The sequence below is a fragment of the Merdimmobilis hominis genome (genome assembly GCF_900104615.1).
Classification (GTDB): domain Bacteria; phylum Bacillota; class Clostridia; order Oscillospirales; family Ruminococcaceae; genus Merdimmobilis; species Merdimmobilis hominis.
On sequence record NZ_LT629939.1, the window covers coordinates 2392967 to 2409176 of the forward strand.

Annotated in this window: 15 protein-coding genes; 10 read left to right on the forward strand and 5 right to left on the reverse strand. The window is 58.7% G+C overall.

Annotation, left to right across the window (positions count from 1 at the left end):
• Positions 1-290 precede the first annotated feature (290 nt).
• The 9 genes from alaS (at position 291) to BQ5353_RS11560 (ending at position 10680) form a co-directional block, all read left to right on the forward strand.
• Positions 291-2948 (forward strand): alanine--tRNA ligase, encoded by a 2658-nt coding sequence (gene alaS, locus BQ5353_RS11520; protein ID WP_071428295.1) that lies wholly within the window; start codon positions 291-293, stop codon positions 2946-2948.
• Between the two features lie 84 nt (positions 2949-3032).
• Positions 3033-3371, forward strand: coding sequence for a histidine triad nucleotide-binding protein (locus BQ5353_RS11525; protein WP_054332174.1), 339 nt, complete (start codon positions 3033-3035; stop codon positions 3369-3371).
• 54 nt (positions 3372-3425) lie between these two features.
• Positions 3426-3962, forward strand: coding sequence for a phosphoribosyltransferase family protein (locus BQ5353_RS11530; RefSeq protein ID WP_054332175.1), 537 nt, complete (start codon positions 3426-3428; stop codon positions 3960-3962).
• Positions 3963-3980: 18 nt separating this feature from the next.
• Positions 3981-5870, forward strand: a complete 1890-nt coding sequence (locus BQ5353_RS11535; protein ID WP_083386488.1) for a ComEC/Rec2 family competence protein — start codon at positions 3981-3983, stop codon at positions 5868-5870.
• A gap of 74 nt (positions 5871-5944) precedes the next feature.
• Positions 5945-7018, forward strand: coding sequence for a DNA polymerase III subunit delta (gene holA / locus BQ5353_RS11540; protein WP_071428297.1), 1074 nt, complete (start codon positions 5945-5947; stop codon positions 7016-7018).
• Entirely contained in the window at positions 7015-7599 is a 585-nt protein-coding gene (locus tag BQ5353_RS11545) for a ribonuclease M5 (RefSeq protein ID WP_054332179.1), read from the forward strand. Before holA ends, BQ5353_RS11545 begins: the two co-directional genes overlap by 4 nt.
• 141 nt (positions 7600-7740) lie before the next feature.
• Complete coding sequence (locus BQ5353_RS11550) at positions 7741-9069, forward strand: MBOAT family O-acyltransferase (RefSeq protein WP_071428298.1); 1329 nt, start codon at positions 7741-7743, stop codon at positions 9067-9069.
• Positions 9070-9078: 9 nt separating this feature from the next.
• Positions 9079-10170, forward strand: coding sequence for a DHHW family protein (locus BQ5353_RS11555; protein WP_054332184.1), 1092 nt, complete (start codon positions 9079-9081; stop codon positions 10168-10170).
• A 165-nt stretch (positions 10171-10335) separates the two neighbouring features.
• Positions 10336-10680 carry a helix-turn-helix domain-containing protein gene (locus BQ5353_RS11560; protein ID WP_071428299.1) on the forward strand — a complete coding sequence of 115 codons (345 nt, stop codon included), beginning with the start codon at positions 10336-10338 and terminating at the stop codon, positions 10678-10680.
• Positions 10681-10757: 77 nt separating this feature from the next.
• On the opposite strand, the gene BQ5353_RS11565 is transcribed toward BQ5353_RS11560, so the two are convergent.
• The 5 genes from BQ5353_RS11565 to BQ5353_RS11585 all read right to left on the reverse strand — a co-directional run bounded on the left by BQ5353_RS11565 (position 10758) and on the right by BQ5353_RS11585 (position 15148).
• Positions 10758-11114: an MmcQ/YjbR family DNA-binding protein gene (locus BQ5353_RS11565; RefSeq protein ID WP_054332186.1), complete on the reverse strand. Its 357-nt coding sequence runs from the start codon at positions 11112-11114 to the stop codon at positions 10758-10760.
• A gap of 18 nt (positions 11115-11132) precedes the next feature.
• Entirely contained in the window at positions 11133-11684 is a 552-nt protein-coding gene (locus BQ5353_RS11570; RefSeq protein ID WP_071428300.1) for a flavodoxin family protein, read from the reverse strand.
• 130 nt (positions 11685-11814) lie between these two features.
• A complete protein-coding gene (locus tag BQ5353_RS11575; protein ID WP_054332189.1) occupies positions 11815-12864 on the reverse strand; it encodes a PTS sugar transporter subunit IIC in 1050 nt (349 codons plus the stop codon).
• A gap of 155 nt (positions 12865-13019) precedes the next feature.
• Positions 13020-13868, reverse strand: coding sequence for a response regulator (locus BQ5353_RS11580; RefSeq protein WP_054332190.1), 849 nt, complete (start codon positions 13866-13868; stop codon positions 13020-13022).
• Complete coding sequence (locus tag BQ5353_RS11585) at positions 13865-15148, reverse strand: sensor histidine kinase (protein WP_071428301.1); 1284 nt, start codon at positions 15146-15148, stop codon at positions 13865-13867. The genes BQ5353_RS11580 and BQ5353_RS11585 overlap by 4 nt, the downstream gene beginning before the upstream one ends.
• A gap of 306 nt (positions 15149-15454) precedes the next feature.
• Between BQ5353_RS11585 and BQ5353_RS11595 the strand changes: the two genes are divergently transcribed.
• Positions 15455-16132 carry a phosphoribosylaminoimidazolesuccinocarboxamide synthase gene (locus BQ5353_RS11595; RefSeq protein ID WP_071428303.1) on the forward strand — a complete coding sequence of 226 codons (678 nt, stop codon included), beginning with the start codon at positions 15455-15457 and terminating at the stop codon, positions 16130-16132.
• Positions 16133-16210: the final 78 nt, after the last annotated feature.

Sequence of the window (16210 nt, forward strand, 5' to 3'; positions counted from 1 at the left end):
GATGCAGCGATGGGAAAAACCGCCGCCTGCACCTGCGGGTAGAGAGAGGAAGGCCGCGGCTGAAAGCCTTCCAAAGCAGGTGGGAGCAGCGGGAGCCGCCCCGGAGCACCCCGGTGAGGAATCGGGGCGTGTACAGCGCGTTATGCTGTGTAAAGTGGCGCCGGTTTCCGGCGCAATTTGGGTGGTACCACGGAATGCACAGGTTGGCTTTCGTCCCTTTTAGCGGGGGATGGAAGCCTTTTTTGTTATTCCACAGCACATGATAAAATGAGAATAGGAAGTGACTTACTATGGAATGGACCGGTTTAAACGACCTGCGTGAAAAATTCCTCAAATTCTACGAGAGCAAAGGCCACGTCATCCTGCAAAGCGCCCCCCTGGTGCCCAAGGATGACGCCAGCCTCCTGCTGATCAACTCCGGCATGGCACCGCTGAAAAAGTACTTTTTGGGTGTGGAGACCCCCCCTGCCCGCCGCGCCACCTCCTGCCAAAAGTGCATCCGCACCCCCGACATCGAGCGGGTGGGCAAAACCGCCCGCCACGGCACCTACTTTGAGATGCTGGGCAACTTCTCCTTTGGCGATTACTTTAAGCACGAGGCCACCAAATGGGCCTGGGAGTTCATCACCCAGGAACTGAAGCTCCCAGTGGACCGCATCTGGGTCTCGGTCTATGAGGACGACGACGAGACGGTGGACATCTGGGTCAACGAAGTGGGGGTAGACCCCAGCCACATCGTCCGCCTGGGCAAGGAGGACAACTTTTGGGAGATCGGTTCCGGCCCCTGCGGCCCTTGCTCCGAGCTCTACTTTGACCGCGGCGAGGAATACGGCTGCGGCAAACCCACCTGTGGCGTAGGCTGCGACTGCGACCGGTATGTGGAGTTCTGGAACCTGGTGTTCTCCCAGTTCGATTCCGACGGGGAAGGCCACTACACCCCTATGGAACATCCCAACATCGACACCGGTATGGGTCTGGAGCGGATCGCCTGTATCATGCAGGGGGTCAACAACCTGTTTGAGGTGGACACCGTCCAGCGGATCATGAAGCACATCGCCGGCATCGCCGGGGTGGAGTACGGCCAGGATGAAAAAACCGACGTCTCCCTGCGGGTCATCACCGACCACATCCGCAGCACCACCTTTATGATCGGGGACGGCGTTGTCCCCACCAACGAGGGCCGGGGCTATGTGCTGCGCCGCCTGCTGCGCCGGGCCGCCCGCCACGGCCGCCTGCTGGGCATCCACGAGCCCTTCCTGTACAAGGTCTGCGAGACGGTCATCGCCGAAAATGAAAAGGCCTACCCCGAGCTGCGGGAGAACCAGGACTACATCGTCAAGGTCATCCACAACGAGGAGGAACGGTTTGCCAAGACCATTGACCAGGGCATGGAGCTGCTGGGCGACCTCATCGACCGGATCGAGGCAGAGAGCCTCAGTGAGGAGGAGAAAATCCTCTCCGGCGAACAGGCCTTTAAACTGTATGACACCTTCGGCTTCCCCATCGACCTGACCCGGGAGATTTTGGAGGAGCGGCACATCGGCCTTAACGAAGAGGAATTCACCCGCTATATGAACGAACAGAAAGAACGAGCCCGGGCCGCGCGAGCCGCCATGGGCGACGTGTCCTGGGAAGAGGACATTCTCGCCCCATTTAAAGACAACAAAACCGAGTTTGTCGGCTATACCGAGAGCGAGAGCGACGCTAAAATCCTGGCCATGGTGATGGATGGGCAGCTGGTGGATTCCATCAGCGAAGGGGACAGCGCCACCATCCTGCTGGACCGCACCCCCTTCTATGCCGAAAGCGGCGGCCAGGTGGGGGACATGGGCCTCATTCTGGGGGGCAAATGCGTCTTTAAGGTGATGGACTGCAAAAAGTCCGCCTCCGGCCTGTATATGCACATCGGCGTCATGGCTTCGGGCATGTTCACCACAGGGGATGAGGTCCACGCCTCGGTCTCCATGGCCCGCCGCCGCGCCATCATGCGCAACCACACCGCTGCCCACCTGCTACAGGAGGCCCTGCGGGAGGTCCTGGGCAACCACGTCCACCAGGCGGGTTCCTATGTGGATGAAGCGGTCTGCCGGTTCGACTTCTCCCACTTCAGCGCTATGACCCCTGAGGAGCTGGACCGGGTGGAATACCTGGTTAACGACATGATCCTTTCCTCCATGGACGTCAAGGTCGCGGAGATGAGCATTGAGGAAGCCAAAGCCACCGGCGCTATGGCCCTCTTTGGGGAGAAGTACGGCAGCGTGGTGCGGGTGGTCAACATGGGCGGCCGCTCTATCGAGCTGTGCGGCGGCACCCATGTGGCCAACACCGGCAACGTGGGCCTCTTCAAGATCGTCAAGGAGTCCTCGGTGGCAGCGGGCGTCCGCCGGATCGAGGCGGTCACCGGCCGCGGGGTGCTGCGGCTGATCGACACCGCCAACGCCACCCTCCTGGAGGCCAGCAGTAACCTGAAGCTCTCCAATCCCGCGGAGCTGGTGGCCAAAACTGCGGCTATCACCGCCGAGCTGAAGGCCAAGGACAAGGAGATTGAGCGGCTGACCCAAAAACTGGCCGATGTCCAGGTGGACGGCCTGTTCGGCTCCGCCCAGGAAATCGGCGGGGTGAAGTTCGCCATGGCTGGCTTCACCGGCACCAAACCGGACGCCCTCAAGACGATGGCCGACCGCATCAAGGAGCAGGCCCCCAACATGGTGGCTCTGCTGTACACCGTGGTGGGGGAGAAAGCCTCCATTGTGGCGGTCTGCGGCAAAGAGGCCCAGGGCAAGGGTCTGCACGCCGGCAAGCTGATCAAGGAATTCACCGCTCTGGTGGGTGGCAGCGGCGGCGGCCGTCCCGATGTGGCCATGGGCGGCGCCAGCGAGATCCTCAAATTGGATGAAGCTGCGGCCAAAGTTCCGCAAATCATTGAAAAAATGGTAAAAACCAAGTAAAATAAAAGGGAAGAAGCCTTCGCCCGGCGGAAAAATCCCCGGGCGGGCACCCCGATATACCCATGGGAAAGGAGGAAATTGGATATGGATTGTCTATTTTGCAAGATCATCGCCGGGGAAATCCCCTCCAAAAAGCTGTATGAGGACGAGAAGGTTCTGGCCTTTTACGACATCGACCCCCAGGCGCCGGTGCATTTTCTGGTGGTCCCCAAGGAGCACATCCCCTCTCCTGCCGCTATCGACGGGGAGAACTGCGCTGTAGTGGCCCACATCTATGCGGTTATTGCCCAGCTCGCCAAGGAATTGAAGCTGGAAAAGGGCTACCGGGTGGTGGCCAACTGCGGGGAGGACGGCGGCCAGACGGTGGGCCACCTCCACTTCCATGTGCTGGCGGGCCGTTTGCTGGCCTGGCCTCCCGGTTAACCGCACCTTTCTTTGCTCTCTTCCCCCAAAATTTGATTTGGAGATGAATGTTGTATGGACCATTACACCCTGCATGTGGCCGGCTTGACCCGGGAACTCCCCATCTGCCCGGTCAACGAGCATCTTTCCATCGCGGCGTTTATCATGTTCTCCGACGTGGAGCTGACCATCGCCTGCGCCAAAGAGCTCCTGGGCAAAGTCCCGGAGTTCGACGTGTTGATCACCGCGGAATCCAAGGGCATCCCCCTGGCGTATGAGATGTCCCGCCAGTCGGGGAAAAAGTACCTGCTGGCCCGCAAGAGCGTCAAGCTCTATATGAAAAAGCCGGTGGCGGTGGATGTCAAATCCATCACCACTGCCAAACTCCAGACCCTGTACATCGACAGCGACGATATCGCCTCGATGGAGGGCAAGCGGGTGCTGATTGTGGACGATGTGGTCAGCACCGGGGAATCCATGGCCGCGTTGGAGCAGCTGGTGCACAAAGCCGGCGGCAAGATTGTGGGCAAAGCTGCCGTCCTGGCAGAGGGCGACGCCATGGAGCGCAAAGATTTGATCGTGCTGGCCCCCCTGCCGGTGTTTGAAAAGTAGCCCAAATAGGTGATTGAGATGAAGAGACCGTTTTTTCCAGTGGGAATTTCCTTCCTAACTGCGATGGCGGTCTCTTTTTCCTTTGGCGTCTTTGGCGGGGTGGGGATGCTCCTACTTCTTCTGCCCCTCGCCTTGGTGCTCCGCGGGGAGTCCCGGCGGGTACTGGGGCTTGTCCTGGCGGCGGTGGCCATAGCGGGGCTGCTGTTTCAAGGGCATTTGTGGCTGCGGTTTGAGCCGACAGCCCGGCTGGATGGGCAGACCCTTCTCTTCACCGGCACCGTTCTGGAGCGGGAAAAGGCGGGCCGGGGAGAGCGGTACCAGCTCAAAGGGAGTTTCCCCCAGGTGGAAGGGCTGGGGGAAACTGCTATCCAGCTGACCAGTTTTTCCAGCTGGGATCTCCTCCCGGGGGAAGAGGTGGAAGCCCTGGTGGAGCTTTCCGCCCTCTCCTTTGACACGGCCTGGGGGCGAAGCGCCATCTCCCGGGGCGTTTATCTGGCTGCGGAACCGGTGAAGGAGCCGAAGCTTGTCCCCACCCTCAGCCACCCAGTAGAGGGGAGGCTGGCCTGGTACCGCTGGGAGCTTGGGCAGAGGATTTCATCCGCTGTGGGCGGCCGGGAAGGCGCTCTTTGCACCGGCATGGCCTTGGGAGATGGAGGTCTCCTCTCCAGAGAGGACAGCAGGGCTATGCGGGGTGCGGGCCTTTCCCATCTTCTGGCAGTGTCCGGCTTCCACTTGGTGGTGCTCACCGGCCTTTTGCGGCAGCTGCTGAACAAATTCCGGGTCAAAAAGCGGTGGAAAATCCCCCTTTTACTGGCTCTCACCTGGGGGTATGCCGCCCTTTTAGGATTCCCCGTCTCCATCCGGCGGGCGGCGGTGGTCTTTACCCTCTCCTTGTTGGCGGAGGCGGTGGACCGCCAAGCCGACGGCCTCACCTCCCTGGGGGTGGCGGCCTTACTCATCGGGATGATTGACCCCTTCTCGGCAGGAAGCCTTTCGGTGCAAATGACCTTCCTCTCCTCCCTGGGCATTCTCCTATGGACCGGGCCGGTGGTTCGTTTCCTGGAGGGGCGGGTGCTCTTCTTCCTGGGGCCGCGGCTTCCCCGGGTGCGCTGGGCGGTGGAGGCGTTTGCACTCTCCCTGTGTGCGGGGTTGGCCCTTTCGCCCTTGCTGGCCTACCATTTTGGGGTGGTGGCCCTCTATGGGCCCCTTGCCGCAGTGTTCACCGCCCTATTGGTGCCTCTGGCATTGGGAGCAACGGCGGCTTTGGCCTTGCTGCCTATGGCGGAGCCGTTGGCCGCGCCTTTGGCCCGCTTTGCCGCTGCCGGGATTTTACAGGTGGCCCACGGGGTTTCCTCCTTGCCCGGGGCGGTTTGGCCGGCGGGGGATGGGGCTGTTCCCTTGGTTTTCGCCTTCGCTGTGGCGCTGCTGATGTTCTTAGCCCTAGCTGAAGCGGAGGGGAAAACCGTCCGACTGGCGGCTTTGGGGTTGGCGGCGCTGCTCTTCGGGGTGCTGTCAGTGGAGCAGATCCTTTCCGCCGGAACCATCCGCCAGGTGGGGATGGAGGGCTGGGATGGATTGGCCCTTCTGCGCCAAGGCCGGGCAGTTGTGGTGGGAAGCCCTGGGGGCGCCTCCTCCGGGGAACGGCTCTGCGACCTGCTTGACCGCTATGGGGTGGAGGGCCTGGATCTGTTGGTCCTTCCCCGCAAGGCGGAAGGCGCAGGACTTGACCTCCTGCTGGAGGAACACCCCGCGGCCTGCATCGTGGCGGCGGGGTCAGAGGAATACCGAGAGGGGCTGGCCGGGGAGGCCCAGGTGATTCCCTACGGCCCCATGGAGATCCGCCTTTTGGGGGAGGGGAGGCTGTTCCTCCTGCCGGGCGGGGAGGTCCGGGTGGAACGGGAAAAATAAGCGGTTAAAAAGTCCCCAAAAGTGTGCTATAATAATCGTTGATTGAGAAACACGAGAGGAAAGGGGGCGCCGCTGTGGCTGCCTACGGTTCCAAATCCGCCTATGAAGGGGAGGAACGGCTGCTGGCCGATTTGAAATCCGGCCAGTTCAAGCGGGTGTACCTCCTATTTGGGGAAGAGGACTATCTGAAAGAATACTACTTCAACAAGCTGGTGGGGAAGATTGTAGACCCTGCCTTCGCCAGCTTCAATTTGACCCGGCTGGACGGCAAAAAATTTTCAGCGGACGCCCTCTTTGAAGCGGCGGAGGCCCTGCCCTTGATGGCGCCCCTGCGCTGTGTGGCGGTGGATGACCTGGAGCCGGAGAAATTCTCCCCCACCGAGGCCAAAAAGATGGAACAGCTCCTCTCCGACCCGCCGGAGAGCTGTGTCATCCTTCTGCGGCTGGCGGCCAAAAAGCCCGACCCCAAAAAATCTGCCCGGGTGAAGAACCTCATTTCCCAGGTGTCCAAAGTGGGGGCGGTGGTGGAACTCGCCCCCCGGGACCGCACCAAGGTGATCCGGTTTGCCGTGGCCCGCTGTGACAAGGAGGGGTGTATCCTCTCCCCTCAGCTGGCGGGGTATCTGGTGGACCGCTGTTCCCAGGATATGTGGCTCCTGTCAGGGGAGATCGCCAAGCTCTGCGCCTATGTGGGAGGGGGGGAGATCACCAAAGAGGCCATCGACAAGGTGACTACCCAAGCGGTGGACGCGGGGATCTACGACCTCTCCCGGATGATTTTAAAAGGGGATTACGCCGGGTCCCTCGCCATCCTTTCCGACCTGTTTTACCTGCGGGAGGAGCCCACGGTGATCTTAGCCACCCTGTCCTACACCTTTGTGGATCTCTACCGGGCTAAGATTGCACGGGAGGCAGGGGTGGATTCCGGCCGCATCGCCGAGGATTTCGGCTACCGGGGCCGGGAGTTCCGGGTGAAAAACGCCCTGCGGGATTCTGCCCGCTATTCGGTGGAGTTTCTGCGCAAAGCCCTCTCCCTCCTGGAAGAGGCGGACTACCGGCTGAAAAGCTCCCGGGCGGACAGCCGGCTCATTGTGGAGCAGGCGGTCACCGAGCTGTTTTACACATTGCAAAAAGAGGGAAGCCATTGATCAAGATAAAAGAAGCCATTGTGGTGGAAGGCAAATACGACAAGATCCGGCTCTCCAGCCTGGTGGATGCCACCATTGTGGAGGCCGGGGGATTTCACATCTATAAAGACAAAGAAAAGCTGGAACTGCTGCGCCTGCTGGCCCAGCGGACCGGCCTTGTGGTGCTCACCGACTCGGACGCCTCTGGGTTTAAGATCCGGAGGTTTTTAAACGGGGCCATCGGCCCCCAGCACCTCAAACATGTATACATCCCCGATGTCTACGGCAAGGAGCGGCGCAAGGCCCAGCCCTCTGCCGAAGGGAAATTGGGGGTGGAGGGGATGACCACCCAGGTGCTGCTGGAGGCTTTCCGCCAGGCGGGCCTCCTCTGTGAGGAAGGGGCTCCCCGCACCGGGCGGCCCATCACCAAACAGGATTTTTATGAGGACGGCCTCACCGGCGGGGCTGGCAGCGCCCAAAAAAGGCAAGAGCTTTTGAAGCGGCTGGGCCTGCCGGAGCACCTGACCACCAACGCCATGGTCACCCTCTGCAACACCATGCTCACCTATGAGGAATACCGGGAGGCCGTGTCCTCCCTTTGACAGGCAATTGGGGGGGGGGCAGAAGCCCTTTCTATGGGTTTTCCGCTTTCCGGCTGGCCGTGCGGCTTCATAAATTGGGAAAAAAGCGGCGGGGAGCACTCCTCCCCACATTTTAAAATACGTGAGAAAGGGGGCGGCGGCGTGCCCATCGATTCCTTGGGGTTTGTCTATCTGTTTTTGCCGGCATCTATGGCGGCGTACTATCTCACCTCCAACCGGTACAAGAATTTTGTGCTGTTGGTGGTCTCCCTGGTGTTTTATGGGATGCTGTTCCCCACCATGCTGCCCATGGCGCTGGGCTCGCTGCTGTTTGATTACCTTGTGGTGCAGCTGCTGGCCCTTTGGGAAGGGAATCCAGCTTGGAGAAGCTTGGCCGCCGGCGCCTCGGTGGTGAAAAACATGGGGATGCTGCTGGCCTTGGGCATGTTGGCCCGGCCACAGGCGTTGATGGCCCCCGCCGGCCTCTCGGTGATCAACCTGACCTCCATGGGCTATGTGCTGGATGTCTACGACCACGAGGCCCCGGCGGATTCCAGCTTTGTGCGCTACGGCATCCTCTGCCTGTTTTTTGGCAAGGTGTTTGTGGGCCCGCTGGTCACCTACAACCAGCTGGCGCCCCAGCTGAAAAAAATCCGGCCCTCCCTGTCTGGCATCGCCTCCGGTGTGGTGGCCTTCACCATCGGCCTGGGCAAAAAGGTGATCTTGGCAGACAGTGTCACCGCCCTTTATGAGAGCCTGCGGGCCACCCCCCTTTACGAGATGACCTCCATGGCCGCCTGGGTGATGGTGCTGGCCTTTGCCTTTGCGCTGTATTTCACCCTTTCAGCTTACAGCGATATGGCCCGGGGGTTGGGCAAGATCTTCGGCCTGGATCTGCCCCAAAACTTCTATTACCCCTACCAGGCCCGGACGGTCACCGAGTTTTTTGGCCGGTTCAACATGACGGTCAGCGAGTACTGGAAGCGGTACATCCGCCTGGGCCGTCCCGATGGCAGCCACGCCCGGCTCACCGCCGCCTTTGAGGCCTTGTTTGTCACCGCCTTGTGGGGGGTGTGGTTTGGTTTTTCCCCCAACTGCCTGGCCTTTGGCCTGTTGATCGGCGCCTTGGTATTGGTGGAGCGGCATCTGACCGGAAAGCTTCTCAGGGCCATCCCGCCGGTTTTTTCCCGGATGATCACCTTCTTGGTGGTCATCCTGTCCCTGGTGTTTCTGCTGGGCGGGGAGTGGAGCCAAATTGCGGCCTATCTGCGGATGATGTTCGGCCTTGGGAGCCGTCCCGCCACCGACGAGACCTTTTTATACCTCATCAGTTCCAATTACCTGGTGCTGCTGGGCTGCCTGTTCCTCTCCACCAGTTCAGCAGACATGCTGGGCCGCTGGATCAAGAAAAACTATCCCCAGCTGGACGATGGGCTGACCGTTGTATTCAATATCGGGCTGTTGGTGATCACCACCGCCCTGCTTTTGTGAGGTGAGGCCATGTTATCCAAACGAATTTCCGCCCTGCTTCTCCTCTCGGCCATCTGCCTCTCCTCGGTGTATATTGTGATGCGGGGGGGCTTCTTCCAGCGCCGTCCAGCAGAGGAAGGGGTAACCCTTTCCCAGGCGGCGGATGACTTTGTGGGAAACAACTTCCCCTTTGGGGAGCAGCTGAAACAGTTGGCCACCCGTTTCCGCCTCCTCTCCGGACAGTGGGAACAGAACGGGGTGTATATCACCGACGGCCACCTTCTGGACAATATCCAGGAGAAGGACCCCACCATCGGCGATGAAAACATCCATGCCATCACCTCCTTTGTGGAGACCAACAAGGTGCCCAGTTACCTGATGCTGATTCCCACTTCGGCAGCTATCCACCAGGAGGAAAAGCCCATGTATGCCCCCTTGACCAACCAGCGCCGGTATATCGAGGATGTGTACCGCAGTATGACCGGCCGGGTTTCCACCGTGGACGTCTACCAAACCCTGCTCAACCACCGGGAGGAAGGGATTTACTACAAAACCCAGTCCAACCTGACCGGCCTAGGGGGGTATTATGTCTATTCGGTGTTGGCCCGGCGGCTGGGGTTTGAGGTCAACCCTCTGGACTGGTATGAAATCCAGTACAGCCCCGGAACCTATTATGGGGATTTATACCAGCGGGCTCCCTATAAAAAGGTGGCCCCGGATTTGGTCTCATTCTTCCATTTTTCCAAGTACCGGCGGGAGTACCGGGTGGTCCACATCTACCCCAATGAGGTAAAGACCTATTACACCCTGTACCCCTCCCATCTCCTATCAGGGGGCCAGCCTTTTGACAGCTTTTTGGGGGGGATTTCCCCCATTGTCAAAATCACCTCCACCGCGCCTTATGACCAGCGGCTCCTCCTCTTTGGGGACCGGACGGCGGCCAGCTTCCTGCCCTTTTTGTGCAACCGGTACCGTGAGATCACGGTGGTAAACCTGTCCGGCACCACTCCCCAGATGATCGCGGACCTGGACATCCGCCAATACGACCAGATCGTCTTCACCTATTCGGTGGACACCTTTATGAACGACCCCTCCATCACCAATGTGCTGGACGCCAAATAGCCCTTTTGGGAATTCCCTGTAAGAAATTGCAAAGGAAGCCCCCGCTTTTGAAAGCGGGGGCTTTTTATTTCTACAAAAGGTGAGATCACTTAGTTGTCATATAGACTATGCAACACTTTTTTTGTGGTATATTGATATTGTCACAAAAACAAGGAGGTAGATGGTATGGCTGCTAAGCAAGAGAACAAAGCATTCTATATGGAGGTCGGCAACCGCGTGCGGACGGTGAGGGAAAACCTGGGATTGACAAGGAAAGAGTTGGCGGGCCGAATCGGTCTATCGGAATACTTCTTGGTTTCAATAGAAAATGGCAGAAAAGGAATTTCTATTGCGACGCTGTGCAAATTGTCCAATGCCCTTTGCACGCCAGCCGAATTCCTTTTGACAGGGCGGGAGAGTCCCTCAGATGTGACAAGTATTACGGCTATGTTATCAACAATGGAGCCCCGCGTTGTAAAGGGCGCAGAGAGAATTTTGAAAGCCTATCTGCTTGCCATCCGCGGTATTTGACCGTTGCGGCGCCAGGCCAAAAGAGAAACTCCCCCGGGGTAAATCTGCCCAGAGGGAGTTTCCTTGTCTTTTGGGTATTAGCGGGTCAGGTCAAAGCTCAAATCCAGTAAGCTGCGGATGGTCTCTGGGGGGAAGGGGCTGTCCAGCAGAATGGTGATCCAATGTTCCTTGTTCATGTGGTAGGCGGGCAGCACCCCAGGTTCGTGGCGCAGGGGGCCGATCATCAGGGGTTCACACTTCAGGTTGAGGACATCCACCGTACCCTCCCCCTCCAAATGGAGCTTGCATCGGGGCACCTCCATCACCACAGCGAACCACTTCCGGTTGTGCCGGTGGCGCAGCACCCCGTAGGTGGGGTGCTTCTCCCAGGGGTATTCCGGCTGGGCGCCGTAGGTTTCGGCGGCGTAGGCGAGGATTTCCTCCCGGCTCATCATAGGGCTTCGCCTCCAGCATTACAGGATGGACTTAAAAGTGAGGCCCTGGGCCTGATGGGCTTCCAAGATGGAAAGCCGCTCCCGGAACCGCTCGGCCGCCATGGCGATGTCCACCGGGGTGGGGTGGAGGGCGGACACTTTCCAGCGGATTTCATTCTCCGGGGTGGCAGCTACCTTGCCATCCGGGCCGGGGGTGCGCCACTTTTTCAGCATGGCCGGAGAGAGGGCCCCGTTGCAGACAAAGCTGCCCAGGATGGCGTTGTCCTCCTTTACCAGGTCGATGCCCTTTTGCACCAACCCCCAACCGTGGTTGGTATCCGGGTGGTAAGCCAAGGTGGCGAACACCCCTACCGCCTTTCCGTGGATGGTCTTTAAGAATTGCTGGACATCCTGGCCGGGGGCGCCTTGGTTGGCCCAATAGCCCACCAGGATGGCGTCGTAGCCCTCCAGGCTGGGGGCTTCCTGGATGGTGGCCAAGGTCTTTTCCTCGTAGGGCAGGGAGGTGAAAATCCCCTCGGCCAGCCGCTTTGTCCCGCCGGATAAACTGGAATAGGCAACCAATACACGCATGTAAGACAACTCCTTTTCGGTCAATTTCGCTTTCTTTCAGCGTACCGGGAAAAGGCGTGTTTGTCAAGCGCTCTTTCGGGAGCAAAAAATTCCCCCGGCCAAACAGCCAGGGGAGAAGGAAGGCTTTTGTTTAGTTGGTGCCGCCGGTGGGAACTTCCGCCACGGAAGGCTCCAGGATTTCTGGCGCGCGCTGGAACTTTTTCTTAAAGACCATGCTGCCCAGAAGGCCAGCGATGGTGCCGCCCAAAATGGCCAGGGCCAAGGCCGCAACCACTGTCACCGGCGCATTGAAGGCAAAGGGGGCCAAAAGGCCGGGGATGGGGGAAGCAGTGCCCGGGGCGTTGTTGACGATGTTGAGGCAGGCGGCTGCAACGCCGGCCAAACCTCCGCCCAGGAAGTTGGAGCAGTAGATGGGGATGGGGTTTTGGGTGATGATGTCCGCCTGGGTCAGGGGCTCCAGCATGACAGCGATCACATTGCTGCGGTTGCCCAGTTTCAGGCGGTGGAAGATGATGCCGTTGGTGAAGGAGCCGCCTACGCAGGCGATGGCGGCGATGCCCATTGCCAAACCTTTGAGGCCCAGCATGGCGGTGAGGGCCATAGAGCTCAAGGGGGAAGTGCAGATCATCTTCATGATGCCGCCCAGGAGGAAGCCCATGACAATGGGGGACTGGCTGGCGGCAGCGGTGATGGTGTCGCCGATGGCCATCAACGTAGAGTTGACAAAGGGGTCCACGGCGATGGCGATGATCCGGGCCAGGGGGGCGATGGCCAGAGCCCCAGCGATGGTGTCAAGGCCGGCGGGGAGGTGCTTTTCCAGCCAGGGGGCGGCAAATCCCACCACATATCCGGCGATGAATCCAGGAAGTATGCCATAGCCGCCCACAGCCACACCGGCCACTACCGCAAGGACCGGGTTGGCCCCCATGCTGATGGGCACCATGATGGCGGCGGCTACACCGCCCATACTGCCGGAAACCGAACCAACATCCTGGAAAAAGGAGAGGTGGAGCAGGTCGCCGGTAATGTATTTGTGTACAGCTTCAATCAAAAAGGTGGCGATGGCCGCGTTGGCCATGCCGCTCATCGCCTGCTGGCCCTTGGGCATCTTCAGGCTGAAGAGGGAGAATGCGGCCAGGGTTAGAAGAAGCAGCCCTATGCCAGAAAGAATGGTAAACATATTTTGCAGTACCTCCTGTTGGGTTTTTGTTGACGATTCCAAAATACCCGATTGGTTACAGGAGGTTTCAGCCCGTGACAAAAAATTCGACAAGATTTTTCGGTAAAAATGAAATTTTGTACAAGAAATCAAAAATACTGGTCTTAAATTTGTCACTAATTTTGACAATAGGCCACCAGCGCACTGAGAAAACTTTTGATAAACACCTTGCCATGCTGGTCGCTGCGGCCACGGATGCAGTCCATCTCCCGGCGGACCTGTTCAAAGTTGTACAAGGTGCTGGCGTATTCGGTAAAAATCTCGTTGGTGTAATCCTCCAGCCCCAGGTTGGCCAGGTTGACAAGGCCGGTGCTGGCCGCCCGGCGGATGCGCTGCTCCACCGATTTGGGGTTCTGGCTGAACTTCCCGCACAATTCCCCTAAAGTGGAAGAGCCCAGGTCTTCGCCATGGGTGATGAGGTAATCCACAAGTTGCTGGATGTCCCGGCTGCCCAGGTCCCCGATGATGCCCAACCGCTGGAGCACCGTCTTCAGCTTGGCCAGGTGAGGGGCCTCCTGAGGCTTGGGAGCCGCCGGCTGGGGAGCCAGCTGCATCTCCTGCTGGAAGAGGTTCTGCATCTTGAGAAAAGCCCGGTTCATGGAAAGGCTGGCTGAAACCTTTTTGATCACCGTCTCCAGCTCCACGCTGTTGACCGGTTTTTGGACAAAAAATTCAATGCCTTTTTCATAGGCGTCGGCGATCATATCCTTGGAGGACACCTGGGAGAGCATGATAAACGCCAGCTGTGGGTGGCTTTTCCGCGCCTCCTCCACAAAGGTGAGGCCGTCCATCACCGGCATCAAAAGGTCGGCGATGACAATGTCCGGGGTAAGGTCCCGCAGGTCCTCCAGGGCGTCGGCCCCGTTGGAGGCGGAACCGATCACCCGCCCCAGGCCCCGCTTTTCGACGATCATTCCCACGATAGCCAGCACATTGCGGTCATCATCAACGAGATAAAAATTCATTCCGTCACCTCCATGGATTGTTTGGGTATTTCTAAGGAAAAGACAGCTCCCTCCCCAGCGTTTTCCACTGTCAGGCGGCCCCCCAGCTCGTGCTCCACCAGGTCGACGACCAAGGGGAGGCCCAGGCCGCGGCTCACCGCCCCGGTTTCAAAGTTGATTTTGGTGGAGAAGCCGGGGGAGAAGATCTCAGAGAGATATTCCTTTGGCACCCCGCCGCAGTTGTCCGACACGGTGACAAGCCACCGCCCGCCTTCTTCCTTGGCCTTGAGGGAGAGCTCCACCGGCCCATCCTCTTTGGCCTCCAAGGCGTTGGTAAACAGGTTGCGCAGGATGCTCATGGTGTAGTAGGGCTTGTTGACCAAAAAATCCCGGGAGAGCTCCACCGTGAGGCGCACCTCCTTGCCCGCGGCCTTGGCCTCCCGTTGGAGGCTCTCCTCCAATATGCCGCAGATCTCCCTAAGGCCCATCCGCTCCTTGTCCAGGTCGGCGTCCAGGGCCTCAGAAATCCCCCGCAGGATCATCCCGTATTCCTTCTTTACCTCGTGGATGTCCTTGGCCACCGTCAAAGCGGCGTCGGCCAGGGCAGGGTCGTGTCCCTCTTTTTTCAGCCGGTCATACAGCCGGTAGGAGGTGTTCATCGTCTCTTCAATGAGGGAGGCGTTTTTCTGCATCCAGACCATCTCCCCCCGCAACTTGGAGGTGAGCAGGAGGAGTTTGCGGTACCGCTGGGCGTGTTCCTTTTTCAAGAGGGAGAAGCCGTACAGCTCAAAGGCGGCCAGCAGCGCGGCAGTGAGGAGGCTGCGCCCCAGGGCCACCAGGATGAGGCGGGGTTGGATCTCCATGGCGAAGACCCCGGTCCCCAGCCGGAAGGAAAGCTCAGTCAGGTTGGCCAGGTAGTCGATGCCGGTCAGCACCGGCAGGAGGAGGGCGTAATCCTTGTGCAGGCTCCTCCTGCGCAGGTACCCGTACAGGGAAAAGCCGTAGACCAGGTAGAAGAACATCTCCGGCCCATAGGCGGTGAGGACGCCCTGCCAGCTGTCGGTGGTCAGCCAGTGGTAAGCCGACCGGAAGAGGAACACCCCCGGCGCACAGAGCAGGGTGACCACCGGCAGGTTGAAACCGGACAGCAGGTAGGAAAACACCGGCAGCAGCACCACTGCCACCGAGATTTTAAAATCGCTGACAAACAGGTTGATGTTGAGCTGGGCCGCCAGGATGATGGCCAGCGCCGGAATCAAATTGAACGAAACCGAATCGGGAAGCCGCTTGCTTTGCCCCATGCCGGTTCACCGCCTTTCCCATTCCATTGTGGGGATTTCCAGATTTAGGATTCCCTTTTATTATAGCGAACAAACGCGGGAGCTTGTCAAGATGCAGGAAAAAATCTTTTCCAGCCGCAGAAAACTCCTTTTTCACCAATGTTTTTGGGGGAAAAGCCGACATGAAATGGGAGAAAAAGAGATTTTTTGCCATTTCCTCAAGAAATTATTGCAAAAGGGATTTCAAAACCTGCTAAAAAATGCTATGATAAAGCGTATTCATTGTTCTAAGTTGAAACTTTGCAATATGAACAGGAGGATTTTTGGATGAAACAGGTATACCAGGGCAAAACCAAAGACGTGTTCGAGTTGGACAACGGCAACTACATGCTGAAATTCAAGGATGACGTTACCGGGGAAAACGGCGTGTTTGATCCCGGTGCCAACACTGTGGGCTTAAGCATTGACGGTATCGGAAAAGCCAACTTGAAGACCTCTGTTTATTTCTTTGAGATTTTGAAGGCTGCTGGCATCAAAACCCACTATGTGAGCGCTGATGTAGAGAACGCCACCATGGAAGTCCTCCCCGCCAAAGTGTTCGGCAAGGGATTGGAGGTCATCTGCCGCTACCGCGCGGTTGGCAGCTTCCTGCGCCGCTATGGCGCTTATGCCAACGAGGGCGACAAGCTGGATGCCTATGTGGAAGCAACCCTGAAAGACGACGACCGGGGCGACCCCCTGATCACCTGTGAAGGGCTGGAAGCTCTTGGCATCATGACCCGGGCCCAGTTTGATTCGATGAAAGAGCTGACCCAGAAAATCTCCGGCATCGTCCGCGACACCCTGGCCAAGAAGGGTCTGGAGCTGTACGACATCAAATTTGAGTTTGGCTACCACAACGGCGAGGTCATCTTGATCGATGAGATCGCCTCCGGCAACATGCGGGTTTACAAGGACGGCGTCATTGTCGATCCCATGGACCTGACTGCCATGATCCTCAAATAAATCCTTCTCTTGAAAAAAGCCCCCGGAAGCAGGTCCTGCTTCCGGGGGTGTTTTTGTTTTGCTGAGGGTCTAACGCGG

Coding starts and splice junctions, on each gene's coding strand:
- BQ5353_RS11530 (WP_054332175.1), top strand. CDS start 3,426: ATGGACCATTACACCCTGCATGTGGCCGGCTTGACCCGGGAACTCCCC.
- BQ5353_RS11570 (WP_071428300.1), bottom strand. CDS start 11,684: ATGCGTGTATTGGTTGCCTATTCCAGTTTATCCGGCGGGACAAAGCGG.
- BQ5353_RS11525 (WP_054332174.1), top strand. CDS start 3,033: ATGGATTGTCTATTTTGCAAGATCATCGCCGGGGAAATCCCCTCCAAA.
- BQ5353_RS11535 (WP_083386488.1), top strand. CDS start 3,981: ATGAAGAGACCGTTTTTTCCAGTGGGAATTTCCTTCCTAACTGCGATG.
- BQ5353_RS11555 (WP_054332184.1), top strand. CDS start 9,079: ATGTTATCCAAACGAATTTCCGCCCTGCTTCTCCTCTCGGCCATCTGC.
- BQ5353_RS11595 (WP_071428303.1), top strand. CDS start 15,455: ATGAAACAGGTATACCAGGGCAAAACCAAAGACGTGTTCGAGTTGGAC.
- BQ5353_RS11560 (WP_071428299.1), top strand. CDS start 10,336: ATGGCTGCTAAGCAAGAGAACAAAGCATTCTATATGGAGGTCGGCAAC.
- BQ5353_RS11580 (WP_054332190.1), bottom strand. CDS start 13,868: ATGAATTTTTATCTCGTTGATGATGACCGCAATGTGCTGGCTATCGTG.
- BQ5353_RS11575 (WP_054332189.1), bottom strand. CDS start 12,864: ATGTTTACCATTCTTTCTGGCATAGGGCTGCTTCTTCTAACCCTGGCC.
- BQ5353_RS11565 (WP_054332186.1), bottom strand. CDS start 11,114: ATGATGAGCCGGGAGGAAATCCTCGCCTACGCCGCCGAAACCTACGGC.
- alaS (WP_071428295.1), top strand. CDS start 291: ATGGAATGGACCGGTTTAAACGACCTGCGTGAAAAATTCCTCAAATTC.
- BQ5353_RS11585 (WP_071428301.1), bottom strand. CDS start 15,148: ATGGGGCAAAGCAAGCGGCTTCCCGATTCGGTTTCGTTCAATTTGATT.